The sequence below is a fragment of the Salinispora goodfellowii genome (assembly GCF_059570675.1).
This window is the reverse complement of record NZ_JCANTD010000001.1, coordinates 118,491-144,683: the sequence shown is the minus strand read 5'-3', so window position 1 is coordinate 144,683 and position 26,193 is coordinate 118,491. Positions and strand designations below refer to the sequence as shown.

The 26,193-nt window shown below is 70.5% G+C and carries 21 protein-coding genes; 16 read left to right on the top strand and 5 right to left on the bottom strand.

The genetic code is table 11. The annotated features are described in order from the left end of the window. Positions 1-3 precede the first annotated feature (3 nt). Positions 4-2,157 (bottom strand): elongation factor G-like protein EF-G2, encoded by a 2,154-nt coding sequence (locus tag T398_RS00670; protein WP_496443440.1) that lies wholly within the window; start codon positions 2,155-2,157, stop codon positions 4-6. Between the two features lie 247 nt (positions 2,158-2,404). On the opposite strand from T398_RS00670, the gene pgsA reads away from it, so the two are divergent. The 7 genes from pgsA (at position 2,405) to T398_RS00635 (ending at position 8,444) form a co-directional block, all read left to right on the top strand. Then, the gene (gene pgsA / locus T398_RS00665; protein ID WP_496443438.1) at positions 2,405-3,040 is read left to right on the top strand and encodes a phosphatidylinositol phosphate synthase; all 636 of its coding nucleotides are present in this window, start codon (positions 2,405-2,407) and stop codon (positions 3,038-3,040) included. A gap of 22 nt (positions 3,041-3,062) precedes the next feature. Beyond that, positions 3,063-3,995, top strand: a complete 933-nt coding sequence (locus tag T398_RS00660) for a phosphatidylinositol mannoside acyltransferase (RefSeq protein ID WP_496443436.1) — start codon at positions 3,063-3,065, stop codon at positions 3,993-3,995. Positions 3,996-4,011: 16 nt separating this feature from the next. Then, positions 4,012-5,172, top strand: coding sequence for a glycosyltransferase family 4 protein (locus T398_RS00655; protein WP_496443434.1), 1,161 nt, complete (start codon positions 4,012-4,014; stop codon positions 5,170-5,172). Between the two features lie 63 nt (positions 5,173-5,235). Then, entirely contained in the window at positions 5,236-5,730 is a 495-nt protein-coding gene (locus T398_RS00650) for a hypothetical protein (protein WP_496443432.1), read from the top strand. 125 nt (positions 5,731-5,855) lie between these two features. Continuing rightward, positions 5,856-6,776: a pyridoxal 5'-phosphate synthase lyase subunit PdxS gene (gene pdxS, locus T398_RS00645; RefSeq protein WP_496443430.1), complete on the top strand. Its 921-nt coding sequence runs from the start codon at positions 5,856-5,858 to the stop codon at positions 6,774-6,776. A gap of 73 nt (positions 6,777-6,849) precedes the next feature. Continuing rightward, complete coding sequence (pdxT, locus tag T398_RS00640; protein ID WP_496443428.1) at positions 6,850-7,455, top strand: pyridoxal 5'-phosphate synthase glutaminase subunit PdxT; 606 nt, start codon at positions 6,850-6,852, stop codon at positions 7,453-7,455. 239 nt (positions 7,456-7,694) lie between these two features. After that, entirely contained in the window at positions 7,695-8,444 is a 750-nt protein-coding gene (locus T398_RS00635) for a YebC/PmpR family DNA-binding transcriptional regulator (protein ID WP_496443426.1), read from the top strand. 75 nt (positions 8,445-8,519) lie between these two features. Here T398_RS00635 and T398_RS00630 read toward each other — a convergent pair whose 3' ends face one another. From T398_RS00630 to T398_RS00615, 4 genes are all read right to left on the bottom strand, one after another. Further along, positions 8,520-9,581: an ABC transporter permease gene (locus tag T398_RS00630; protein ID WP_496443424.1), complete on the bottom strand. Its 1,062-nt coding sequence runs from the start codon at positions 9,579-9,581 to the stop codon at positions 8,520-8,522. Then, positions 9,578-10,462: an ABC transporter ATP-binding protein gene (locus T398_RS00625; RefSeq protein WP_496444039.1), complete on the bottom strand. Its 885-nt coding sequence runs from the start codon at positions 10,460-10,462 to the stop codon at positions 9,578-9,580. Before T398_RS00625 ends, T398_RS00630 begins: the two co-directional genes overlap by 4 nt. A gap of 90 nt (positions 10,463-10,552) precedes the next feature. Continuing rightward, positions 10,553-11,245, bottom strand: a complete 693-nt coding sequence (locus T398_RS00620) for a response regulator (RefSeq protein WP_496443422.1) — start codon at positions 11,243-11,245, stop codon at positions 10,553-10,555. Then, entirely contained in the window at positions 11,242-12,534 is a 1,293-nt protein-coding gene (locus T398_RS00615; RefSeq protein WP_496443420.1) for a sensor histidine kinase, read from the bottom strand. Before T398_RS00615 ends, T398_RS00620 begins: the two co-directional genes overlap by 4 nt. Before the next feature lie 448 nt (positions 12,535-12,982). Here T398_RS00615 and T398_RS00610 point away from each other — a divergent pair, with 448 nt between their 5' ends. The 9 genes from T398_RS00610 (at position 12,983) to T398_RS00570 (ending at position 26,129) form a co-directional block, all read left to right on the top strand. Beyond that, positions 12,983-14,764 (top strand): proline--tRNA ligase, encoded by a 1,782-nt coding sequence (locus tag T398_RS00610; protein ID WP_496444037.1) that lies wholly within the window; start codon positions 12,983-12,985, stop codon positions 14,762-14,764. A 145-nt stretch (positions 14,765-14,909) separates the two neighbouring features. Next, positions 14,910-18,443 (top strand): DNA polymerase III subunit alpha, encoded by a 3,534-nt coding sequence (gene dnaE, locus T398_RS00605; RefSeq protein ID WP_496443418.1) that lies wholly within the window; start codon positions 14,910-14,912, stop codon positions 18,441-18,443. 74 nt (positions 18,444-18,517) lie between these two features. Continuing rightward, the gene (locus T398_RS00600) at positions 18,518-19,561 is read left to right on the top strand and encodes an aminotransferase class V-fold PLP-dependent enzyme (protein ID WP_496443416.1); all 1,044 of its coding nucleotides are present in this window, start codon (positions 18,518-18,520) and stop codon (positions 19,559-19,561) included. A gap of 342 nt (positions 19,562-19,903) precedes the next feature. After that, complete coding sequence (locus T398_RS00595; protein WP_496443414.1) at positions 19,904-20,791, top strand: alpha/beta fold hydrolase; 888 nt, start codon at positions 19,904-19,906, stop codon at positions 20,789-20,791. Positions 20,792-21,500: 709 nt separating this feature from the next. Further along, a complete protein-coding gene (locus tag T398_RS00590; RefSeq protein ID WP_496443412.1) occupies positions 21,501-22,262 on the top strand; it encodes an ABC transporter ATP-binding protein in 762 nt (253 codons plus the stop codon). Next, positions 22,249-22,941 (top strand): ABC transporter ATP-binding protein, encoded by a 693-nt coding sequence (locus T398_RS00585; protein WP_496443410.1) that lies wholly within the window; start codon positions 22,249-22,251, stop codon positions 22,939-22,941. The genes T398_RS00590 and T398_RS00585 overlap by 14 nt, the downstream gene beginning before the upstream one ends. 40 nt (positions 22,942-22,981) lie before the next feature. Further along, positions 22,982-24,241, top strand: coding sequence for an ABC transporter substrate-binding protein (locus T398_RS00580; RefSeq protein WP_496443408.1), 1,260 nt, complete (start codon positions 22,982-22,984; stop codon positions 24,239-24,241). Beyond that, on the top strand, positions 24,238-25,119 hold the full coding sequence (locus tag T398_RS00575; protein WP_496443406.1) for a branched-chain amino acid ABC transporter permease: 882 nt from the start codon (positions 24,238-24,240) through the stop codon (positions 25,117-25,119). The genes T398_RS00580 and T398_RS00575 overlap by 4 nt, the downstream gene beginning before the upstream one ends. After that, entirely contained in the window at positions 25,116-26,129 is a 1,014-nt protein-coding gene (locus T398_RS00570; protein WP_496443404.1) for a branched-chain amino acid ABC transporter permease, read from the top strand. The genes T398_RS00575 and T398_RS00570 overlap by 4 nt, the downstream gene beginning before the upstream one ends. The last annotated feature ends 64 nt before the right edge of the window (positions 26,130-26,193 follow it).

Sequence of the window (26,193 nt, the reverse complement as noted above, 5' to 3'; positions counted from 1 at the left end):
CGGTCAGCCGGGCTCCGCGCGGACCCGGTCGGCCTGGTGGCTGGGCATGGGTTCGTAGCGGGCGAACTCGCGGCGGAAGGTGCCCGTACCGGCGGTCATCGAGCGCAGCTCCACGGCGTAGCGGAGGAGTTCGGTCGCGGCCACCTCGGCGCGGACCAGCGTTCGCCCTTCGGCGCTGGTGTCGGGCTCGGTGCCGAGCACCCGGCCGTGTCGGCCGGAGAGGTCGCCCAACACCGCGCCGACTGACGCGTCGGGCACCCGGATGACCACCTCGTCAACCGGTTCCAGCAACGCCGGCTGGCCCTTGTCGGCCGCGTCCCTGAGCGCCAGCGCGCCGGCGGTCTGGAACGCCGCGTCGGAGGAGTCGACGCTGTGCGCCTTGCCGTCCACGAGCGTCACCCGCAGGTCCACCAGGGGGGCGCCGGCCGCCAGTCCGCGCTCCAGCTGGGCCCGGACCCCCTTCTCCACCGACGGGATGTAGTTGTGCGGTACGGCTCCGCCTACCACCCGGCTGACGAACTCGAAGCCAGCGCCCCGGGGTAGCGGTTCCACCTCGATGTCGCAGACCGCGTACTGGCCGTGCCCGCCGGACTGCTTGACGTGCCGGCCGTGCCCCTTGGCCGCCACGGTGAACGTCTCCCGCAGGGCGACCCGCACCGGTGTCGTGTCCAGCTCCACCCCACCGCTGCGCAACCGTTCCAACACCACGTCGGCGTGCGCCTCCCCCATGCACCAGAGCACCAGCTGACGCGTCTCGCTGTCGCGGTGGAGCCGCAGAGTGGGGTCACCGGCCACCAGCCGGGCGAGGTTGCGGGCGAGCGCGTCCTCGTCGGCCCGGGTACGCGCCACGATCGCCACCGGCAGCAGCGGCTCTGGCATCTCCCAGGGCGCGACCAGCAGCGGGTCGTCCTTGGCCGAGATGGTGTCGCCGGTTTCCGCGCTGCCCGACTTGGTGAGCGCACAGAGGTCACCGGCGACACCGGCGCGCATCTCGCGCAGCGTCGCGCCGAGCGGGGAGTAGAGGTGGCCGACCCGTTCGTCGGCGTCGTGGTCGGGGTGGCCGCGGTCGGCCAGGCCGTGCCCGGAGACGTGCACGACCTGTTCGGGGCGGAGCGTGCCGGAGAAGACCCGGACCAGGGAGACCCGCCCCACATGTCGGTCGATGGTGGTCTTGACCACCTCGGCGACCAGTGGCCCGGCCGGGTCGCAGGCCAGCGGGGGGCGCGGCGTGCCATCCACCCCGGTTACCGCCGGGAGGTCGTGCTCCAGTGGTGCGGGGAAGCCCGCGGTGAGCACTTCCAGGAGGGCGTCGAGGCCGACCCCGGTCTGCGCGCAGACCGGTACCACGGGATAGAAGTGACCGCGCGCGACCGCCTTCTCCAGATCCTCGACGAGGATGTCGGTGCCGATCTCGGCACCTTCGAGGTACCGGTCCATGAGGGTCTCATCCTCGCTCTCGGCGATGATTCCCTCGATCAGTTCGTCGCGGGACTCGACGATGGCCGGCAGGTGTTCCGGGTCCGGCTCCCGTACCTCGGCGGGCAGCCCGGCGGTGTAGTCCAGGACCCGGCGGGTGATCAGCCCGAGCAGGCCGGCGGTGGAGACGCCGTCGTCGCCGAGCATCGGCAGGTAGAGCGGGAGCACATTGTCGCCGAACACCCGCTGGCAGCGGGCGACCGCCTCGTCGAAGTCCGCGCGCGGGTGGTCCAGCCGGGAGACGGCCACCGCCCGGGGCATGTTCACGGCCGCGCACTCCTCCCACAGCGCGGCGGTGGTGGCATCCATCCCGTCCACGGCGGAGACGACGAAGAGCGCGGCGTCGGCGGCCCGCAGCCCGGCGCGCAGCTCGCCGACGAAGTCGGCGTAGCCGGGGGTGTCCAGCAGGTTGACCTTGATCCCGTCGTGCACGAGCGGCGCGCAGGCCAGGGTCACCGACCGTTGTTGGCGGATGGCGGCCGGATCGTGGTCGCAGGTGGTGGTGCCGTCGGCGATGTTCCCGGCGCGGCCGATCGTGCCGGTCGCCGCGAGTAACGCCTCGACCAGGGTCGTCTTGCCGGCGCCGGAGTGCCCGACGAGCACCACGTTGCGGATGTCTCCGGGGTGGGTCACCGCCGGTACCGCACCGGCGACCCCCTTGTCCTGACTCTTCTGCGCCATCGGCGCACCTCCCTCAGCCGGGTGTGTGGTGGCGACCGCCGCGCGCGAGAAGCGGCCTGGGGCGGGTGCGCGGCGATATCCTCCGGGGTGCTGCTGCCAAGCGGGAACGGGATAGGCGGAGCGGTGAGCTGCCTCACCTTTCTGGGTCGATCAGACACCCGGATGCCCGTACGGCACAAGTTCCCTCGGGCGGGTCGCCCGACCGTCCGTACCGCTGGGGGCACCGGACCGTTATCGTGGGACCGCCATGGCGAAGATCTTCCAAGTGACGGCCCGTGCGGGCATGACCCGCGTCGTCGAACCGGTCGCGCGCCGCCTGCTCCGTGCGGGCGTGACCCCCAACACGGTTACCGTGACGGGTACCCTCGGGGTGCTCGTCGGAGCGCTCGGTTTCGGAGCCCGCGGTCATCTCGTCGCCGGTGCGTTGATTGTCACCGTATTCGCTCTCACCGATCTGCTGGACGGGACGATGGCCCGGATGAGCGGTGGCTCCACCCGGTTCGGGGCGTTCCTCGACTCGAGTATGGACCGGGTCGCCGACAGCGCGGTCTTCGGTGCGGTGGCCTACTACCTCGCCACCGAGGGCGACCATGCGGGCGTCGCCGCCGCGTTGCTCTGCCTGGCCGCCGGTGGGCTCGTCTCGTACGTGAAGGCGCGGGCCGAAGGGCTTGGCCTGACCTGCGACGTGGGCATCGCCGAACGTACGGAGCGGCTGCTGATCGTCGGTGTCGGGGGGCTGCTGGCCGGGCTGGGCCTGAAGGTCGCCCTGCCGGTCGCGCTCTGGCTGCTCGCCGCGGTCTCGATCTTCACGGTGGGGCAGCGGATGGCCCACGTGTACCGGCAGGCCCAGCAGTTCCCCACCGCCTCGGGCGGGCAGCGGTGAGGGCGCTCGAGCGGTGGCGCCGATGAACCTCACCGAGCTGGCCTACCTCGCGGGGTGGCGTGCGGTGCGGGCACTGCCCCGGCCGGTGGCGGCCACCGTCTTCCGGGCGGCTGCCGACCACACCCACCGCCGCGGCGGTGGGGGCGCGGCCCGGCTCCGTGCCAACCTGCGCCGGGTGGTGGGTTCGGAGGTCTCCGAGGCCGAGCTGGACGGGCTGGTTCGGTCCGGGTTGCGCTCCTACGCCCGGTACTGGATGGAGATGTTCCGGCTGCCCACGCTGAGCCGGGCTCAGCTCCTCGCCGGATTCCGGCTCGACGGCGAGGAACTGCTCGCCGCGGATGTGGCCGCCGGCCGGGGCGCGATCGTGGCGTTGCCGCACTCCGGCAACTGGGATATGGCGGGCGCCTGGGTCGCGGCGATGGGCTGGCCGATCGCCACCGTCGCCGAGCGGCTCAAGCCCGAGGGGATCTACCAGCGTTTCCTCGCGTTCCGGCAGGGCCTGGGGATGGAGATCCTGCCCACCCGCGGTGGCGAACGACCCGCCTTCGACGTGTTGATCGACCGGGTGAACGCCGGTTATGTGGTGCCGCTGCTCGCCGACCGGGACCTCTCGGCCCGAGGCGTGCCGGTCGACTTCTTCGGTTCCCCCACCCGGATGCCGCCCGGCCCGGCCCTGCTGGCGCTGCGCACCGGCGCGCCGCTCTACGTCGCCTCCTTGTGGTTCGAGCCGGAGGTCGCGTGTGCCAGGATCGAGGGGCCACTGGAGCTGCCCGATCCCGAGCAGGGCCCGCTCGACGTACGGGTGCGGATACTGGCCCAGCGGGTCGCCGATTCTCTGGCGGCGGGCGTGGCCCGCCATCCGCAAGACTGGCACATGTTGCAACGGATGTGGCTGGACCAGCGCGCCACGCCGAACGGCGCGGCGCGGCTCTCGCCGCCTACCGGACAGGTCTGAGGGGAGGGGCGCCAACGTGCGGATCGGCATCGTGTGCCCGTACTCCCTGGATGTGCCCGGCGGCGTGCAGAACCACGTGATGGACCTCGCCGAGGCGCTGATCGGGCTCGGGCACGAGGTGAGCGTCCTGGCCCCCGCGGACGAGGAGTCGGAGCTGCCGCCGTACGTGGTGCCGGCCGGCCGGGCGGTTCCGCTGCCGTACAACGGCTCGGTGGCCCGGATCGCCTTCGGCCCGGTCTCCACCGCGCGGGTCCGTCGCTGGATCAACCGGGGCGACTTCGACGTGCTGCACGTGCACGAGCCGCTGACGCTGAGCCTGTCGATGTTCGCCGTGCTCTGCGCGCGGGGGCCGGTGGTGGCGACCTTCCACACGGCGATGACGCGTTCCCGGGTGCTCGCCGCCGCCCAGGGGGTGCTCCAGATCGTGTTGGAGCGCATCACCGCCCGGATCGCGGTGAGTGCCCTGGCCCGCAAGGTGCAGGTGGAGCACATGGACGGCGGAGCGGTGGAGATCCCGAACGGGGTGGCCGTCGCCAAGTTCGCCGACGCCCAGCCGCTGCCGGGCTGGCCGGGTTCGTGTACGCCCGGCGACGGCGGCACGATCGGTTTCCTCGGCCGCTTCACCGAAGCCCGCAAGGGCTTCCCGGTGCTGCGGGACGCGTTCGTGTCGTTGGCCGGGGAGCGTCCGGGGCTGCGCCTGCTGGTCGCCGGCCCCGGTGATCCGGCCGACCTGTACGACCAGTTCCCGGCCGAGCTGCGGGACCGCATCACTTTTCTCGGGCTGGTCTCCGAGGTGGACAAGGCGCGGATGCTGCGCAGTGTCCACCTCTACGTGGCACCGAACACGGGCGGGGAGTCGTTCGGCATGATCCTCACCGAGGCGCTCGCGGCGGGGACCGCGGTCGTGGCGAGTGATCTCGACGCGTTCCGCCGGGTGCTGGACCGGGGCCGGGCCGGCCGGCTGTTCCGCACCGGCGACTCGGCGGCGCTGCGGTCGGCGCTGGCCGACCTTCTGGCCGACGCGGACGCGCGGACCGAACTGACCGGGTACGCGGATCAGGTGGTGGCGACGTTTGACTGGCCCACGGTTGCCCGCCGGATTCTCGAGGTGTACGCCGCCGCGATTGAGGCCGCTGACGGCCGGGTGATCGACCAGGAGTGGGTGGGGCTGGGCTGACCGGTGGGACGGCGGTAGCGGGGAGGCCGGCGGAGGGAACGGAGCAGCACTACGATGCCGGGCATGTGGTGGTTGGTGGGTGCGACGCTGGTCGGTGCGCTGCTGGCGACGTACCTCGTCTGGACCGCCGGCCGGGTCGAGCGGTTGCAGGACCGGGCGGAGCTCGCGGCCCGGGCGCTCGACGCCCACCTGCTGCGCCGGGCGGCGACCGCCGCGGTGCTCGCCGAACGTCGTTACGGCGTCGAGTTGTACGCGGCGGCCCGGGTGGCCCTGGACGTTCGGCCGGACGAGCGGGAGGCCGCCGAGAACGATCTCACCCGGCAGCTGCGGGCGTTGCGGCTCGATCCCGGCGATCCGGACACCGAGGCCGTCATCGCCGCCAGCCGCCGGCTGGCCCTGGCCCGCCAGGTGCACACGGATCTGGTCCGGGATGCCCGCGCGGCCCGGAGTCGGCCGCTGGTGCGGCTGTTGCGGATGGGGCGGCGGCGTCCGTGGCCGCGGTATTTCGACATCGACGAACCAACGCTGGCCGTCCCGGAGGGCATGGTCGAGGAGTGACCGGGTACGTGATGGCGGACACAGGGCAGGCCACCGTGGGTCTGATTGGCTGTCGGGCTGCCGGGGTGGCCCCTCGTAGCATTCTCGCCAGCCCTTCTCGTGCACGTCCATAGGAGCGATGAACCGTGCCCGATTCCCAGACTTCGAATTCTTCCACCAACGCCCCGGTCACCGGCACCGCGCATGTGAAGCGGGGGATGGCCGAGATGCTCAAGGGCGGTGTGATCATGGACGTGGTCACCGCGGAGCAGGCCAAGATCGCCGAGGACGCCGGTGCGGTCGCGGTGATGGCCCTGGAGCGGGTCCCCTCGGACATCCGGGCCCAGGGCGGGGTCTCCCGGATGAGCGATCCGGACATGATCGACAGCATCATGGAAGCGGTCTCGATCCCGGTCATGGCCAAGGCCCGGATCGGTCACCTCGTGGAGGCACAGATCCTGCAAGCGCTCGGCGTCGACTACGTTGACGAGTCGGAGGTGCTGACCCCGGCCGATTACGCGAACCACATCGACAAGTGGGCCTTCACGGTGCCGTTCGTCTGTGGCGCGACCAATCTGGGCGAGGCGCTGCGGCGGATCACCGAGGGCGCGGCCATGATCCGGTCGAAGGGCGAGGCCGGCACCGGCGACGTCTCCAATGCCACCACCCACATGCGGGGAATCCGCACCGAGATCCGCCGGCTCCAGTCCCTGCCCACCGATGAGCTGTACGTGGCTGCGAAGGAGCTCCAGGCCCCGTACGAACTGGTCAAGGAGATCGCCGAGACGGGCAAGCTGCCGGTGGTGCTCTTCACCGCCGGTGGTATCGCCACCCCGGCCGACGCCGCCATGATGATGCAGCTCGGCGCCGAGGGGGTCTTCGTCGGCTCCGGCATCTTCAAGTCCGACAACCCGGCCCACCGGGCCGCCGCGATCGTCAAGGCCACCACCTTCCACGACGACCCGGAGACACTGGCCAAGGTCTCCCGCGGGCTTGGCGAGGCGATGGTCGGCATCAATACCGGCAACCTCTCGCAGTCGGACCGTCTGGCCGAGCGCGGCTGGTGAGGGAAGCGCAGCCCCGGCGGACGTCGGCTGTCTGGCCGCCGGGGCTGCGGCACACCCTCTGGAGGGAGCGACCATGACGGCACCCACCATCGGCGTGCTCGCTCTGCAGGGTGATGTCCGGGAGCATACGGCCGCCCTGGCGGCGGCGGGTGCGCACGCCTGCCCGGTTCGTCGCCAGACGGAGCTGGAGACGGTCGACGGGCTGGTCATCCCCGGGGGCGAGTCCACCACGATCAGCAAGCTGGCCGACCTCTTCGAGCTGCGGGAGCCGATCAACAGGCGGATCGCCGACGGCATGCCCGTCTACGGCTCCTGCGCCGGCATGATCATGTTGGCGAGTGAGGTGCTCGACGGCCGATCCGACCAGCGCGGATTCGCCGGCATCGAGATGACCGTCCGGCGCAACGCGTTCGGGCGGCAGGTCGCCTCGTTCGAGGCGCCGGTGAGCATGGCGGGCATCGACGGTGGCCCGCTCCACGTGCTGTTCATCCGGGCGCCCTGGGTCGAGCGCGTCGGCCGGGGCGTCGAGGTGCTCGGCACGGTGACCGAGGGGCCGGCGGCGGGTCGGATCGTCGCGGTCCGCCAGGGGAACCTGCTGGCGACCTCGTTCCATCCCGAGCTGACCGGCGACCGGCGCCTGCACGCGTACTTCGCGGACCTGGTCCGCGCCGCGATCTGAGCGGCCGCCGGTTCGGGTCGGGCGAGCCCCGTCGGTCGTACCGCCCACGACGCGATCCGGCGGGGCCGTGCGGCGCTCACGCACGGCTGCGGGCCACCGGTAGGATTGCCGGGATTCGGCAGGGCCAGCTCTCCGCCGCGGCTTCCACCAGAGCCGGCCGGCACCCTCCGCGTACGTCGGCGGGAGCGGGCGAGTGCGGTGCGGTCGATGCAGACGGCGGGTAGCAACGGAGGTAGCGGATGTCCGGCCACTCAAAGTGGGCGACGACCAAGCACAAGAAGGCGGTCATCGACGCCAAGCGCGGCAAGATGTTCGCCAAGCTGATCAAGAACGTCGAGGTCGCGGCGCGTACCGGCGGCGGTGATCCGGCTGGTAACCCGACGCTCTACGACGCGATCCAGAAGGCCAAGAAGAGCTCGGTCCCCAACGACAACATCGACCGCGCGGTGAAGCGGGGCTCCGGCCTCGAGTCCGGTGGTGCCGACTACCAGACGGTCATGTACGAGGGCTATGGGCCCAACGGGGTCGCGCTGCTGATCGAGTGTCTGACCGACAACCGGAATCGTGCCGCCACGGAGGTGCGGACCGCACTCACCCGCAACGGCGGCTCGTTCGCCGACGCCGGCTCGGTGTCGTACCTGTTCAGCCGCAAGGGCGTGGTGATCGTGGCCAAGGCCGGCACCACCGAGGACGACGTGATGCTGGCCGTCCTGGACGCGGGTGCCGAGGAGGTCAACGACCTGGGTGAGGCGTTCGAGGTGCTCTCCGAGCCGGGTGACCTGGTCGCGGTGCGTACCGCGTTGCAGGACGCCGGCATCGAGTACGAGTCGGCGGAGTCCTCGCTCGTCCCGAGCGTCAGCGTCTCGGTGGACGAGGAGGGCGCGCGGAAGGTCCTCAAGCTGATTGATGTGCTGGAGGACTGCGACGACGTGCAGAACGTCTTCGCGAACTTCGACGCCTCCGACGAGCTGCTCGCGCGACTCGGCTGACCCGCCGTCGGTCAGAGCGCACCCCGTGGAACCGGCCCGGCCGGTTCCACGGGGTGCGCTCTTCGGGGGTGAGATTCAGTCCACCGTCTCTCGTTCCCGCCAGGCCGTTCGAAGTGAGGTGTTGCCGTTGGTCCGCAGCAGCGACCCCTCGTACACCCGGGCGCCGGCGGCCAGGACGGCGAGTGCGGTGACCAGGAGCAGGGCCAGGGACAGCGGAGGTTCCCAGCCAGCGGCGTCCCCGGTGAACAGCCGGAGCGGCATGGCGGTCGGCGCCGAGAACGGCACGTAGGACAGCACCTGCATGGCGAATGCGTTGTCACTGAGGAAGATCACCCCGAAGAACGGGATCATCACCACCAGCTGGACCGGCATGGCCACCGTGCCGATGTCCTCCAGCCGGCTGACCAGGGCCCCCGCCGCCGCCCACAGCGCGGCGATCAGGACGAAGCCGAGCAGGAAGTACGGCAGGAACCAGCCGATTGCTGGCCCGAGTAGGTTCAGTAGCTCACTGTCACCGAAGAGTCGCAAGCCCACGACCGCGACGAGCGCCACCAGCGCGATCTGACCCAGGGCCAGCACGGTGCCGGCGATCATCTTGCCGACGAGCAGGGCTCGTACCGGCACGGCGGCCACCAGGATCTCGACGATCCGGGTCTGTTTCTCCTCGATGATGCTCTGTGCGATCTGTACGCCGAAGGTCTGGGACGTGAGCAGAAAGACGAACGCGAAGACGAACGGCACCAGGACGGCCCCCGGTGGTTCCGCCGGGGCGGGGTTCAGCAACCGTACCGGCGGTTCGACGCTGAGCGCCGCCACCACGTCGCCGGGAGCCTCCTCCCGGGCGAGCACCGTTGGCCCGGCGACCACCGCCGCGTCGGTCTCGCCGTCCCGAACGGCCTGTTCGGCGGCGGCGTCGTCGGGTACCTCGCGGACCTCGAGCCCGGCGGCGCGCAGTTCGGCCGAGACCTCCGCGGTGGCGGCCACCGTGGCTGGGCCGCCGGACAGTAGCGACGGCAGCGTCGTCGCGGCGGCGGCGATGAGTAGGAAGATCAGCGTACTGAGGAGAAAGGTGCGGTCGCGCAGTTTGGCCCGGACTTCACGGGCCGCGACCAGCTGAGTGGCGGCGAGGGTGTTCACAGGGCGACCTCTCGGAAGATCTCGGCCAGCGACGGCACGACGGGTCGGAACTCGCGGACGGGCCCACGGGCGAGCGCGGCGTGGAGTACCGGTTGCTCGTCTGCCCCCCGGGGCAACTCGAACACGGCGCGGGCGCCCTCGAGCTCGACCAGGGTCACGCCCGGGTGGTCGCGTAGCCAGCCGGCGTCGTGCTCCACCACCAGTTCGTAGCGGGGTGCCGTGTGCGTGGCCCGCAACTGCGTTCGGCTGCCGGCGGCGCGGATCGTCCCCGCGCTGATGATCACCAGGTCGTCGCAGAGCCGCTCCACCACATCCAACTGGTGGCTGGAGAAGAGCACCGGTACCCCGGCGGCGGCCCGTTCCTTCAGCACGTCAACGACGGTGTCCACGGCCAGTGGGTCGAGGCCGGAGAAGGGCTCGTCGAGCACCAGCACCTCGGGGTCGGGTACCAGCGCGGCGACGATCTGGGCGCGTTGCTGGTTGCCCAGCGACAGCTTCTCCAGCAGGTCGCTGCCGCGGTCGGCGAGACCGACCCGTTCCAACAACGTATCGGTGTTGCGCGCCGCCGCCGGAGCGGTCATTCCGTGCAACCGGGCGAGGTAGACGAGCTGTTCCCGGACCGCCATCTTCGGGTACAGGCCGCGTTCCTCCGGCATGTACCCGAAGCGCCGACGCACCGTCCGGGTGAGCGGCGCCCCCCGCCAGGTCACCTGGCCGGCGTCGGCGGCGAGCACGCCGAGGATGATGCGCATGGTGGTGGTCTTGCCGGCACCGTTGCCGCCGACGAAGCCGGTCATCCGACCGGCTTCCGCGTCGAAGGACACATTCTGGAGTACGCGGCGGCCACCGAAGCTGCGGTCGACGCCGTCGAGTTGGAGCATGTTCGTCACGCTGGCAACGCTAGATCACCTCGCGGCCCGCTCCGTCCCCCGACAGGTGGACGCCCGGCTCCATCCTGCGACGGAGACCGGTCACCTCCCCGGCCGTACCACCCCGTGCTCGTACGCGAAGACCACCGCCTGCACCCGGTCCCGCAGGCCGAGTTTGACCAGCACCCGACTGACGTGGGTCTTCACGGTCGCCTCGCCGAGGCCGAGGGTGGCCGCGATCTCGGCGTTACTCGCCCCGGAGGCGACCAGAACCAGTACCTCGTGCTCGCGTGGCGTGAGGTCCGGCAGTGCCCCGGCTGTCGTCGTTGGTTCGCCGTCCGGCCTGGCGAAGGCGGCGATTACTCGCCGGGTGAGTTCGGGGGCGATGAGGCCATCGCCGCGGGCGACCACCCGGATCGCCGCCACGAGCGCCTCCGGCGTGCCGTTCTTCAGCAGGAATCCGCTGGCTCCGGCGCGCAGCGCGGCGAACAGATAGTCGTCCCGGTCGAAGGTGGTGAGGATCAACACCGCCGGGGCGTGCGGTCGGGCCACGTCCGCGACGATCCGTCGGGTGGCCTCCAGCCCGTCGACCCGGGGCATCTCCACATCCATCAGGACCACGTCCGGGCGGAGCGCCGCGGCCATGCTCACCGCCCGCTCGCCGTCCGCGGCCTCCCCGACGACGTGGATGTCGTCCTCCACCTCGAGGATGACCCGGAACCCGGTACGCACGAGGTGGTGGTCGTCGGCGAGCAGGATCCGGATGGCCCGGCCGGTCGCCGGCGCGGCGGTCACGCCGCCTGCCGCTCGGTCAGCGATAGCGGGAAGCGGGCCCGGACCCGCCAGCCGCTGACGGCGCGGGGGCCGACCTCCAGCGTGCCACCATGGGTGGCGACCCGCTCGCGCATACCGACCAGGCCCACCCCGTCGGTATTCGTCGTGCCGCTGCTGCGGCCGTCGTCGGTCACGTCCACCTCCACCTCGTGCGCCAGGTAGCGGATCCGCACGTCCAGCGTGGTCGCCGCCACGGCGTGCTTGAGCGTGTTCGTCACTGCTTCCTGCACGATCCGGTACGTCGCCTGGGAGATTGACTCCGGGATCGGCACCGGGTCGCCGTACACCCCCAGCGTGGCTCCCAGCCCGGTTTCACGCGCCCGCTCGACCACGGTGGCGACCCGGCTGATCCCGGGAGACGGTTCGACGGTGTCCGGCTCGTGGCCGCGGGCCCGTAGGACGCCGAGCATCCGGCGTAGCTCGTCCACCGCCGTGCGGGCCGACTCCTCGACCGCGGCCAGTGCGGCGCGGGCCTTGGCCGGATCCCGGTCGAGGACCCGGCGGCAGGCGGCGGCCTGCACCCCCATCACCGAGACGTGGTGGGCGACGACGTCGTGCAGTTCCCGGGCGATCCGCACCCGCTCCCCGACCACGGCGTGTGCTCTGGCCTCGGCCTGCGATCGGCGTAGTTCTTCGGCCTGCGTCTGGAGTTCGTGCTCGCGTCGGGCGGCCAGCCAGGCGATCTCACCGAAGAAGTAGGCGAACCCGAAGAACAGGATGTTGAGCAGCATGTCGCTGAGCACCGCGGCGATCAGCGGGGGGATCGGTCCCACGGCGTTGGCGAACGCGTCGGGGGGCGGGTCCGCCAGCACGCCGCCCAGCTTGACCGAGTACCAGAAACCGATCCAACCGAACATGGCGGCGATCACGCCGATCCGGATCCGACGGGCCAGGCGGCGGTCCGGTCCCCAGGCGCCGAGGGTGTAGATGGCCGTGAACAGCACCCCCGTGGCGACCCGCGTCTCCGGTGCGGAGCGGGCTTGTGCCGCGACGAACACGACCGAGATGATCAGCGTCGTCGCTACGGGGAATCGTCGCCGCCAGATCAGCGGCAGGCCCACCGCGACGGCCCAGAGCAGCTGTTCGGCGAACGACGGTGGCGGGCCGAGCAGGAACAGACCCGCGCCGCGGATGAGGGTGAGGCTGGCTATCGCCAGTACGGTCACGGCCAGCCCCAGGACGAGGTCCCGCCGCTGCTGCTCCGGGGTCGGCCCGGGCCGCCGCCAGTGCGTCCCCGCCGTGGTGTCCATCGGTCGATGATGCTATCTCGCCGGAGGGGTGCTGCTCCCGGTACGGGGGCCCGGTGCCGGGACCGGTCTCCCCGCGTGGCCCGCCGGAGGCGTGCCGGCGGCCGGGGGAGTTTTTCGCTACAGTCGTAGTGGTTGATGTGGAGGGTGGGCGCTGATGAGCGGCATCGAGCAGGGCGGGTCGAGCCCGGTGCTCGTTGCGCCTTCCGGCCCGCCAGCGCCTCGACCTACTCCGCCGGCGCCCCGCTGAGCGACGTTCCGTCGCCGGCGGGTGTCCGCGCCGGCAACCCTTCCGGCGGCTCGGCCCCTTCCGGTGATGAGCCCGCTTCGCGCCCGCCGCCGTTCCGTGACTTCCCACGCTCGCACCCTGAGGTCAGCCACTGCATAGACCCAGGTCACTTTCGTAACCCTGAGCAGCGCCATCCTGATTTGTGAGGGCACATCCATGAAAATGTCGACCATGTTCGGCGCCACCCTGCACACCGCGCCGGGACGTTCCGAGTCTGAGGGACACCAACTGCTCCAGCGGGCCGCCATGCTCCGGCAGGTCGGGCAGGGCATCTTCGCCTATCTTCCGCTCGGTTGGCGCACCATCCGCAAGATCGAGGCCGTGCTGCGCGCGGAGCTGGAGCGCGTCGGGGGGCAGGAGGTCTCGATGCCGGTGGTGAATCCGGCGGAGCTGTGGAAGCAGTCCGGCCGATACTTCACGGTCGGCCCGGAGCTGGCCCGATTCCGGGATCGTCGCGGCCGGGACCTGGTCCTGGCGATGACCCATGAGGAGTTGGTGACGTTCCTCGGCCGGTCGGAGATCGAGTCCTACCGCCAGCTGCCGCGGCTGGTGTTTCAACTCCAGACGAAGTTCCGGGACGACCCGCGTCCGCGGGCCGGCCTGATCCGGGTACGGGAGTTCGTCATGAAGGACGCGTACAGCTTCGATGTGGACGCGGCGGGGCTGGCGGAGCGGTACCGGACGCAGTATCAGGCGTACTTCACCATCTTCCGGCGGTGTGGGCTGCCGGTCGCGGCGGTCCGCTCCGACGTGGGCATGATGGGCGGCAGCCTGGCGCACGAGTTCGTCTACCTCACCCCGATCGGCGAGGACACCCTGCTGATCTGTGACTCCTGTGGCTTCGCCGCCAACCGGGAGGCCGCCACCTTCGGCAAGCCGGCGCCGTCCACCGCGCCGTGGGCGGAGTTGGCGGAGATCGCCACCCCGGGGGCCACCACCATCGCTGCGCTGACGGCGGCGCTGGGCGTGCCGGCGGCCGAGACCGCCAAGGCGATCTTCCTGGCCGCGTCGCGGGAGGAGCGCGACCAGACGGTACGCACCGAGTTCATCCTGGCGGTCGTCCGGGGCGACATGGAGGCGAACGAGACCAAGATCGGCAACCTGGTGCAGGCGGCGGAGCTGCGTCCGATGACCGAGGAGGAGATCGCCAAGGTCGGCGCAGTGGCCGGCTACGGCTCGCCGGTCGGGGTGACGGGCGTGACCGTCGTCGTTGACGAGCTGGTTGCCGCGTCCACGAACCTGGTCGCGGGCGCCAACCGGGAGGGCGTGCACCTGCGCAACGTCAACGTGGGGCGGGACTTCGTCGCCGATCACGTCGGCGACATCACCGCCGCCCGTGCCGGTGACGCCTGCGCGGAGTGCGGCAGCGCACTGCGGACCGCCCGCGGGGTCGAGGTAGGGCAGATTTTCCAGCTCGGTACCCGCTACTCGGCCGCCCTCGGCGCGGAGTACCTCGACGCTGACGGCCGGCGTAAGCCGGTGACCATGGGCTGCTACGGCATCGGGGTGGGGCGCCTGCTCGCCTGCCTCGCGGAGGAACACCGAGACGAGCGAGGGCTGCGGCTCCCGGTCACCGTCGCGCCGTACCACGTGCACCTCACCCTCCTCGACGACCCGGCGTCCGCCGCCGGTGAACTGGCCCGGCGGGTCTACGACGAGCTCTGGGCGGCCGGAGTGGAGGTGCTCTTCGACGACCGGGCCGAACGGGCCGGCGTCAAGTTCGCCGACGCGGACGTGGTCGGTCTGCCGCTGCGGCTCACCATCGGCCGGCGCAGCGTCGCCGAGGGCGCGGCCGAGGTCCGGGACCGGGTGACCGGGGTCACGACTCGGGTGCCCTTCGCCGGGGTGGTGGCCGAGCTGGTCCGGCGGATCGCCGCCCTGCGGGCCGACATCGACGCGACCGTGGTCCCGGTGGAGCTGCCGGCCGAGGTGTTCGCCGACTGATCCCCCGCCAGCGGGGTGCTTTCCCGGCGCCCCGCCGACCGGTCGGGCGTCCCGCGCGGCTCGCTGGAGCTGTGTCGGCGGCCAGGGATAGGGTGGGCCGACCGTTCTTCCCACCACCCATGAAGCGACCCGGGGGGGCTCACGCATGGGCGATTCGTTCGCGCATCTGCACGTGCACACCGAGTATTCGATGCTCGACGGCGCGGCCCGGCTGAAGGACTTGTTCGCCGAGGTCAACCGGCAGGGGATGCCGGCTGTGGCGATGACCGACCACGGCAACATGCACGGCGCGAACGACTTCTACAAGCAGGCCATGGCGGCCGGCGTCACACCGATCCTGGGCATCGAGGCGTACGTCGCGCCGGAGTCGCGGTTCCACAAGAAGCGGGTGCGCTGGGGGCGGCCGGAGCAGAAGAGCGACGACGTCTCCGGCAGCGGTGGCTACACCCACATGACCATCTGGGCGAAGAACAAGGTCGGTCTGCACAACCTGTTCAAGCTGACCAGCCGCTCCTTCACCGAGGGGTTCTTCGTCAAGTGGCCGCGGATGGACGCGGAGCTGCTCGCCGAGCACTCCGAGGGGTTGATCGCCACCACCGGCTGCCCCTCCGGGGAGGTGCAGACCCGGCTCCGGCTGGACCAGTACGACGAGGCGCTGAAGGCCGCCGCGAGATACCAGGACATCTTCGGCAAGGAAAACTTCTTCCTGGAGGTGATGGACCACGGCATCGACATCGAACGCCGGGTTCGCCAGGAGCTGACGGAGATCTCCCACAAGCTGGATATCCCGCCGGTGGTGACGAACGACTCGCACTACACCTACCAGGCGCAGTCCGAGGCGCACGACGTGCTGCTCTGCGTGCAGACCGCGGCGAACGTCGCCGATCCGAACCGGTTCCGGTTCGACGGCAGCGGCTACTACATCAAGTCCGCCGACGAGATGCGCGCCGTCGACTCCTCCGACCTGTGGCTCGCGGGCTGCCGGAACACCCTGCTGGTCGCGGAGATGGTCGACCCGGCCGGAATGTTCGACTTCCGGAACCTGATGCCGGTCTTCCCGGTGCCGGCGGGGGAGACCGACGAGTCCTGGTTCCGCAAGGAGACGTTCAAGGGGCTCGCCCGCCGCTTCCCGAACGGCGTCCCGGAGACCCACGTCAAGCAGGCCGAGTATGAGCTGGGCGTCATCATCCAGATGGGGTTCCCGTCCTACTTCCTCGTGGTGGCCGACTTCATCCAGTGGGCCAAGAACGAGGGAATCGCCGTGGGGCCGGGCCGCGGTTCGGCCGCCGGTTCGCTCGTCGCGTACGCCCTCGGCATCACCGACCTGGACCCGTTGCCACACGGTCTGATCTTCGAGCGGTTCCTCAACCCCGAGCGGGTCTCGATGCCGGATGTCGACATCGACTTCGACGAGCGTCGGCGCGGTGAAGTGATCAAGTACGTCACCGAGAAGTGGGGCGAGGACAAGGTCGCCCAGATCGCGACCTTCGGCACGATCAAGGCGAAGGCCGCGATCAAGGACTCGGCGCGGGTGCTCGGCTACCCGTACGCGGTCGGCGACCGGATCACCAAGGCGATGCCCCCGGCGGTGATGGGCAAGGACATCCCGCTGACCGGCATCTTCGACCCGAAACACTCCCGGTACGCGGAGGCCGGCGAGATCCGTGGCCTCTACGAGTCCGACCCGGACGTCAAGAAGGTCATCGACACGGCGCGCGGGATCGAGGGGCTGATCCGGCAGACGGGGGTGCACGCCGCCGGGGTCATCATGTCCGCCGAGCCGATCGTCGACCACATACCGTTGATGCGTCGGGACGCCGACGGGGCGATCATCACGCAGTTCGACTACCCGACCTGCGAGTCGCTCGGGCTGTTGAAGATGGACTTCCTCGGCCTACGCAACCTGACCATCATCGACGACGCGCTGAAGAACATCGAGAGTAACCACGGGCGCACGGTCGACCTGCTCCAGCTGCCGCTGGACGACAAACCGACCTACGAGCTGCTGTCCCGGGGCGACACCCTGGGTGTGTTCCAGCTCGACGGCGGGCCGATGCGGTCGCTGCTGCGGACGATGAAGCCGGACAACTTCGAGGACATCTCCGCCGTTCTGGCGCTGTACCGGCCGGGCCCGATGGGTGCCAACTCGCACACCAACTACGCGCTGCGCAAGAACGGCCTCCAGGAGATCACCCCGATCCACCCGGAGCTGGCCGAGCCACTGGAGGAGATCCTCGGCCCCACCTACGGCCTGATCGTCTACCAGGAGCAGGTGCAGCGCGCCGCCCAGGTCCTCGCCGGCTACAGCCTCGGCAAGGCCGACCTGCTGCGCCGGGCGATGGGCAAGAAGAAGAAGGAAGTCCTCGACAAGGAGTTCGTGCCGTTCCGCGACGGCATGCGCGGCAACGGCTACTCCGACGAGGCGATCCAGACGCTGTGGGACATCCTCGTCCCCTTCGCCGACTACGCGTTCAACAAGGCCCACACCGCCGGGTACGGCCTGGTGTCGTACTGGACCGGCTATCTCAAGGCGAACTATCCGGCCGAGTACATGGCGGCGTTGCTCACCTCGGTGGGCGACGACAAGGACAAGATGGCGCTCTACCTGTCGGAGTGCCGCCGGATGGGCATCCAGGTGCTCCCGCCGGATGTGAACACCTCGGCCGGGCCGTTCACCCCGGTCGGCCGGGATATCCGGTTCGGCCTGGCCGCGATCCGCAACGTCGGGGCGAACGTGGTCAGCGCGATCATGCGCTGCCGGGGGGAGAAGGGCGCCTACGCCGACTTCTACGACTTCCTGTCCAAGGTGGAAGCGGTCGTCTGCAACAAGAAGACCATTGAATCCCTGATCAAGGCGGGCGCGTTCGACTCACTCAACCACTCCCGCAAGGGCCTGCTCACGGTGCACGCCGACGCCATCGACGCGTACGCCGACGTCAAGCGCAAGGAGGCCGTCGGCCAGTACGACCTCTTCGGCGCCGGGTTCGCCGACACCGACGCCGGACAGAGCACCACGGTGATGCCGGTCATCGCCGAGGGGGAGTGGGACAAGCGGGAGAAGCTCGCCTTCGAGCGCGAGATGCTCGGCCTCTACGTCTCCGACCATCCGCTGTTCGGCCTGGAGCATGTGCTCGGTGCGGCGGCCGACACCACCATCGCGGCCCTCTCCGAGGAGGGGACCGTCCCCGACGGGACGGTGGTGACCCTCGCGGGCATCCTCTCCGGGGTGCAGCGCCGGGTCACCAAGCAGGGCCGGGCGTGGGCGTCGGCGACGCTGGAGGACCTGGCCGGCGGGGTGGAGACGCTGTTCTTCCCCAACACCTACGAGGTGATCGGGGAATACATCGCCGAGGACGCGATCGTGGTGGTCAAGGGGCGGGTCGACCGCCGGGACGACACCCCGCGGATCATGGCCATGGACATGTCGATCCCGGATGTCAGCAGCAACTCGGCGAACAAGCCGGTCACCCTCACCATCCCGGTCACCCGCTGCACGCCGCCGTTGGTGGAGCGACTCAAGGAGACCCTGGTGCTGCACCCCGGCGACGCGGAGGTGCACGTCAAGCTCCTCAACGGCGGCAAGGTGACCCGGCTACGACTGGGCCCGTTCCGGGTGGCGCCGACAACCGCCCTGATGGCCGACCTGAAGAGCGTCCTCGGCCCGGCCAACGTGGGCTGACCGGCCCGGTGCCGGGGCCGCCCGCGCCGAATTGGTCCTCCGCGGCGACGGGTCCGGTCGCTAGCGTCGGTGCCATGGAGATCAAGCAGGCACAGCAGCTGTGGCAGCCCCATGAGGGCTGGCTGAACACCGCCTCCTACGGGCTGCCGCCCGACCCGGCGTGGGCGGCGTTGCAGGAGGCGCTCGCCGGCTGGCGCACGGGGAACGTGGGGGCGACGTGGGCGGGCTGGGACGAGGCGACGACGCGTACCCGGGCGGCGTTCGCGCGCCTGGTCGGGGTCCCCGAACGGGATGTCGCGATCGGCAGTGCGGCGTCGCAGCTGCTCGCGCCGGTGGCCGCGGCGTTGCCGGCGGGCGCGACCGTGGTGGTCCCCGAGGTCGAGTTCACCTCCAACCTCTTTCCCTGGCTGGCCCAGGAGCAGCGGGGCGTCCGGGTGCGGACCGTTCCGCTGGCGGGTCTCGTGGACGCGATCGACGCCGACACCGACCTGGTCGCGTTCAGCCTGGTGCAGTCCGCCGACGGCGCGGTGGCCCGGTACGCGGACATCGTCGCCGCGGCCCGGGCCCACGACGCCCTGGTGGCGGTTGACGCCACCCAGGCCTGCGGTTGGCTGCCGTTCGACTCCGCGCTCGCGGACGTGGTCGTTGTCGCCGCGTACAAGTGGCTGCTGGCCCCGCGGGGGACGGCCCTGGCCTATTACGCGCCCGAGCTGCGGGACCGGATGCGCCCCGACGCCGCCTGCTGGTACGCCGGAGCCGACCCACACGACTCCTACTACGGTCCGCCGCTGCGCCTCGCCGACAGCGCTCGTCGCTTCGACATCTCGCCGGCCTGGTTCAGCTACATCGGTGCGGCCCCCGCCCTGGAACTGTTGCTGCAGGTGGGGATGCCGGCGATCCACGCGCACAACGTGGCGCTGGCCAACCGATTCCGCGCCGGCCTGGGGCTGGCGCCCGGCGACAGCGCGATCACCACCGCCGAGGTGCCGGAGGCACAGTCGCGGCTGGAGCGCGCCGGCCTACGGGCGGCGGTACGCGCCGGCCGGGTCCGGGTCTCGTTCCACCTCTACTCCAGCGAGGACGACGTTGACCGGGCGCTTGACGCGCTGACCGGCTGACCGCCCCGACGCGTCCGCGCCGGGGCCGTGCGCGTCGCCTTCGCCCACTACAGCAAAATGGAGCGGGACTGTATAAATAGTGGGTCTGCCCGATGTCCGGGGCCGGGTCCACGGCTACCACAGGGCAGCGACGACTCACGAGCCGTATGAGCGGTTCCCGACCAGGGAAGTGATGTGTCTATGCATGTGCGAGCATTACGTGCTGTTGCAGGCCTCGTGTCGTACCGACCTCGTGGTCGCGCACGACGAGCCGCTGCCTCCGCCGCGGTCACCGCGGGGCTTCTGGTCACCATGGGGGCGAGCGCTACCGCTGCGGTGTCAGCCGCCGAGGCGGAACCGGCCGTGACGACAGTCAGCGGCGGTGCTGACCGGCGGGGTGATGTCCCTGTGGAAGGTGGCACGTTGCGGTACACCATAACGGGTTCTGGTTCGCCGCTGGTGCTGCTGCACGGCTGGCCCCAGACCTCGTGGTCGTGGCAGCCGGTGATCCCCGCCCTGGCCGAGCAGCACACGGTGATTACCCTGGATCTGCCAGGGCTCGGCGGCTCTGACCCCACAACGGCCGGATACGACAAGGCCACCACGGCACGCCTTGTCCGTCAGGCGGTCAACAATCTTGGCTATACCCAGGTGGCGCTGCTCGGGCACGACCTTGGGGCGATGGTGGCCTTCAACTATGCGCGTGACTATCCCACGGAGGTCACCCGCATCGGTGTCGTGGAGAGCCCGCTGCCGGGCTTCGGACTGGAAGACCTGTACGGCATCAGCTGGCACTTGCTGTTCAACGCCTCGCCGGCACCGATCCCCGAGACCATCATGGACAACAATGAAGTCTCAACCTATTTGGGCATGCTCTTCGAGCAGGCCCAGCACCCTGAGCTGATTGCACAGGATGTCTACTTCAGGGCCTACAAGAACCCGGACAAGCGTTCGGCCGGCTACGAGTACTATCGGGCATTCGTGACCGACGCCGCCGACTATCAGGAGCACGCCGAGTCGAAGCGGCTCGAGATACCGGTGATGGCGATGGGCGCTGAGCATGTCTTCGGGTCGCTCGTAGCCGAGTCCTTCCAGCAGGTCGCCGACGATGTGCGGACGGTGCTCGCCCCTGACTCCGGACACTGGATCCCCGAGGAGAACCCCGACTTCTTCGGCGACTGCGCCCTGCTGTTCTTCGGCCCGTCCACCGGTACCCCGGCAAGCCCGGAGTTCGCCGGCTGCGCGCCGTGACGATCGTCTGCACTGTACGGCACCCTGTTTCAGGGTGACACTTCGTTGGCTGACGGCTACCACCAGCCCCTCGACCGTCACTGGTCGAGTGACGGACGTTTCCATCCCAACGTCGAGTCCTGCCCCGTGGCCCGGATAGCACCTGGTGTCGTCGGGTAGCCGGTCGAAGAGGCTGCCCGACGGCGTCAATAGGCGAGTCGAAGCGCTGCGGCCCGCGGGCGGTGTTACCCGGTGCCCGCGGATCGCTGCGGCCAGGTCGGCCGGGCCGGCCTGGTGGGCGTCGAGGTCGCTGAGGCCAGGGTGGGTGGGTGGTCAACAGTGGCCCTGCGCCGAAGCCCGCCTGCTGTTGCAGGCCGAGTACGAGGGACCAACCGCGTCACTCGCTGGCTACCTCGCCGGGCACATGTACGAGGCGATGCATGACCTCTACTGCCTCGACCTCCCACAATGGACCAAGTCCGCGCTGACGAGGCCCCGAACCCCGCGTTCCGGACGACCCCCCGGAAGCGGCGTTCGGGGGCGTCGTCCGACCGTCCCCGGGACCGCGCGCTCCGGGGGCGTAGTCCGGCCACGCATCCGGGTGTAGGAATGTGGTGTCTGGCAACATAGCCTCTCTTCGATCTACGGCCGTAGGTTTCCTGCACACCCGACGGACCTGTGACCGCAGTCACCGACTTTGTCCGTCGCCAGGCCGGGGAGAGGGGTGGCGATGGCCGGGCAAGGGCTCCTGTCGGCCCACGGGCTGATCCGCGACTTCCGGGGCTTCCGCGCCGTCGACGGCGTTGACCTGGCGGTCGCCGAGGGCAGTGTGCATGCGCTCGTCGGCCCGAACGGTGCCGGCAAGACAACCCTGTTCAACCTGCTCACCGGCTTCCTGCCGCCCACCGGTGGCCGGATCGAGCTGGCGGGACGGGACATCACCAGCCTGCCGGCGGAGCAGGTCGCCCGCCGGGGCATCGCCCGGTCCTTTCAGATCACCAGCCTCTTTCCGCAGCTGTCCACCCGCGAGCATGTCGAGTTGGCGTTGCAGAGTCCGAGCGGGCTGGGCTGGCGGTTCTGGCGGTCGGTGAAGCTGATGCGGCGCTACACCGACCGGGCCGACGAGCTGCTGGAGCTGGTCGGCCTGGCCGAGCAGGCGGCGGTTCCCGCCGAGGCGCTCGCGTACGGCCGCAAGCGCGCCCTGGAGCTGGCGATCGCCCTCGCCCTGGACCCGACGGTGCTGCTGCTGGACGAGCCGACCGCGGGCATGGGGCTGGAGGACGTCGACCGCACCGTCGAGTTGATCGCCCAGGTTCGGCAGGGCCGAACCGTGGTGCTGGTCGAGCACAACATGAGCGTCGTCGGGCGGCTCGCCGACACCGTCACCGTCCTGCAGGCCGGCCGGGTCCTCGTCGAGGGCCCGTACGAGCAGGTCCGTACCGACGAACGGGTGATCACCGCCTATCTGGGAGCGGCCGATGCTGCGCATTGAGAACCTCTCCGCCTGGTACGGCGAGGCACGGGTGCTGCGGGACGCCGGTCTCCACGTGCGCCCCGGGGAGGTGGTCACCCTGGTGGGCCGCAACGGCGCCGGCAAGTCCACCCTGCTGCGCTGCGTCATGGGCCTGCACACCGGCTGGCGGGGCACCGTCGAGCTGAGCGGGACAGAGCTCGGCAACCTGCCGGCGGACCGGCGCGCCCGGCTGGGACTCGGCTGGGTCCCCGACGACCGGGGTAGCTACGCGACCTTGACCGTGACGGAGAACCTGACCCTGCCGCCCACCGTCGGGCCGGACCCGTGGTCGTTGGAGCGGGTGTACGAGGCGTTCCCCGCCCTCTACCAGCGGCGCGACTCGGCCGCCACGACGCTCTCCGGCGGCGAGCAACAGATGCTGGCGCTGGCCCGGGTCCTGCGGATGGGCGCCCGCATGCTGCTCTGCGACGAACCGACCGAAGGGCTGGCGCCGCTGCTCGTGCAGCAGGTCGGTGACCTGCTGCGGGAAGCCAAACGGCACGGGGTGACGGTGCTGCTGGTGGAGCAGAACCTGCGCTTCGCCACCAGCGTCGCCGACCGGCACTACCTGCTGGCCGAGGGGTGCGTCACAGCGGCGATGGAGAACTCCGAGGTGCGGTCGCGGGAACGTGAACTGTTGTCCTACCTCGGCATCTGAGTAGCTCAGGACCGATCCCGCGCGGTGCGCGGACGAAGGGATGGTCATGCGTAGGACGGTGGGTGTGGTTGCGGCGGCAACGGCCACGGCGCTCGTGGTCGCCGGCTGCGGTGGTGGGGGTCCCCAGTCTGATGGGGACGAGAAGGTGACCGGTGGCGCGATCGTGCTGGGTGTCCTCAACGACCAGTCCGGCGCCTACTCCGAGCTGTCGGGCCGAAACTCGGTCACGGCCGTGGAGCTGGCGATCGCCGACTTCCGGGCGAGGTACGGCGACCGGGCGGTCACCACGGACATCAGCGTGCGCAGCGCCGACCACCAGAACAAGCCGGACCTGGCGAACAGCAAGGCCCAGGAGATGTACGACCGGCAGGGGGTCGACCTGATCCTGGATGTGCCCACCTCGTCGGCGGCACTGCGGGTCGCCGACGTGGCGAAGGAGAAGCGCCGGCTCTACTTCAACATCAGCGCGGCGACCACCGACCTCACCGGCAAGAGCTGCAACAAATACACCTTCCACTATGCGTACGACACGTACATGCTGGCCAACGGCACGGGCCGGACCACCACCGAGCAGGTCGGCCGGAACTGGTACATCCTCTACCCGAACTACGCCTTCGGCCAGGACATGGAGAAGAGCTTCTCCGCGGCCATCGCCGACGCCGGTGGGCGGGTGGTCGGCAAGGACGGGGCGCCGTTCCCGAACACCAGCGGCGACTACTCCACCTATCTACTCAAGGCGGCGACGCTGGACCCGAAGCCGGACGTCCTCGGCACCATGCAGGCCGGCGCGGAGCTGGTCAACGTGGTGAAGCAGTACAACGAGTTCGAGCTGCGCGACAAGGGCGTGGGTCTGGCCGTCGGCCTGATGTTCATCACCGACATTCATTCGCTCACCCCGGCGGCGCTGGCCGGCACCACCTACACCGACGCCTGGTACTGGAACTTCGACCAGCAGAACCGGGAGTTCGCCGACCGCTTCCAGCAGGCGACGGGGACCCGGCCGTCGTTCGCGCACGCGGCGAACTACTCCGCCGCCACCCAGTACCTGGAGGCGGTACAGGCGGCCGGCACCGACGACGCCGACACGATCGTCGCAGAGCTGGAGGGCAAGGAGGTCAACGACGTCTTCCTGCGCAACGGCAAGATCCGGGCCGCGGACCACCGGGTGATCCATGACGCCTACCTGGCCCAGGTGAAGCCGCAGTCCGAGGTCACCGAGGAGTGGGACTACGTGCGGATCCTCGACACCATCCCGGCCGAGGAGGCGTTCCGAGCCCCGTCCCCGGACTGCACGCTGTGACCGCTTTTCTCCAGAGCACCTTCAACGGGCTGGTCAGCGGGGCGTTCTACGCCCTGCTCGCGCTCGGCCTCGCGGTCATCTTCGGGATGCTGCGGGTGGTGAACTTCGCCCACGGCGCCTTCTACATGCTCGGCGCCTTCGGCGGGTACGTGCTGCTGGCCGAGGCGGGAGTACCGTTCTGGGTCGCCCTGGTGGTCGTGCCGCTGGCCCTGGCGCTGCTCGGCATGGCGCTCGAGCGGGCGTTCATCCACCGGCTCACCCGACTCGACCCGCTCTACAACTTCCTGCTCACCTTCGGCCTCACGCTGATCCTGCAGGACCTGGTGAAGCTCCGGTACGGGGTGCAGTCCAGCCCGTACGAGGCGCCGGCCGGGCTCCGCGGCTCGGTCGACTTCGGGCTCTTCGACTTCCCGACGTACCGGGTCTTCATCCTCGGGTTCGCGGTGGCGGTCTGTGTCGGGGTGTGGTGGGCGCTGGCCCGTACCCGGGTCGGCATGGTCGTTCGGGCCGCGACGGAGCGGCCGGAGCTGACCCGGGCGCTCGGCATCAACGTCGGGCGGTGGATCACCCCGGTCTTCGGCTTCGGTATCGCGCTGGCCGGGCTGGCCGGGGTGCTCGCCGCGCCGATGCGCGCGGTCAACCCGCTGATGGGAGCGGACCTGATCATCGTGGTGTTTGCGGTGGTGGTGATCGGTGGGCTGGGGTCGATCTTCGGCTCGGTCGCCGCGGGCTTCGGGATCGGGATGGTGCAGGCGTGGGCCGAGGCGTACCTCTCCGCCTTCCCGATCGTGTCCCAGACGATCGTCTTCATCGTGATGGCCGCCGTGCTGCTCTGGCGCCCGGCCGGACTCTTCGGCCGGGCGGAGGCGCCAGCATGACGAACACCGTGGAGAGCAGGTCCGAGCCGGCCGGCCGGGGGGCGCCCAGCGGGCTGGCCGCGGCGGCCCGGGCCCCCGGTTGGGCCCGGTACGCGCTGCTCGGCGCCGGCCTGGCGGTGGCGCTCTGGCTACCGAACGGCCTGTACCCGGCGGTGGCGGTGGACATCCTCTGCTGGGCGCTGTTCGCCGTCGCGGTGGACCTGTTGCTCGGCTTCACCGGCTTGCTGTCCTTCGGGCACGCGGCCTTCTGGGGCGTGTCGGCATACGTGACCGGTCTGGTGGCGATCCACCTGGGCCTGCCGTTTCCGGCCGCGGTGCTGGCCGGGGCGCTCGCCGCGGCGGTGCTCGCGGTGCCGATCGGCTACCTGGCGGTACGGCGAACCGGAATCTACTTCGCCATGGTCACCCTGGCTTTCGCGCAGCTGGTCTACTACGTCGCCAACGAGTGGCGGTCGGTGACCCAGGGCGAGAACGGCCTGCAGGGGGTGCCGCGGGAGCTGTTCGGGCTGGATCTGACCGACGACTACTACTTCTACTACGCGATCCTGCCGATCGTGCTGCTCGGTCTGGCCGGCGCGTGGCGGATCGTCCACTCGCCGTTCGGTCGGGTGCTGGTCGGGATCCGGGACAACCCGGCGCGCGCCCGTGCGCTCGGCTACCCGGTGCACCGGTACAAGCTCACCGTCTTTGTGCTCTCCGGCTTCGTCGCCGGTCTCGGCGGTGGGCTCTTCGCCGTCAGTCACCGCTTCGTCTCGCTGGAGGTCCTGCACTGGACCACCTCCGGCAAGGCGGTGATCGTGGTGGTCCTCGGCGGCATCGGCACCCTCTGGGGTGGGGTGCTCGGCGCCGGCATCCTGGTCCGCCTGGAGGACTGGCTGTCGTTCTCCGGCTTCGAGGCGATCGGGCTGGTCACCGGCGGCATCTTCGTCGTGGTGGTGCTGCTGTTCCGGCGGGGTATCTGGGGCACCGCGTCCGCGTTGGCCCGGCGCTGGTGGGGGCGGCAGGACTGACGCCCGGCCACCCGGCGCGCGCGGACCCAACCGGGCGGGACTCAACTGGACGGGGCTCAGCCGG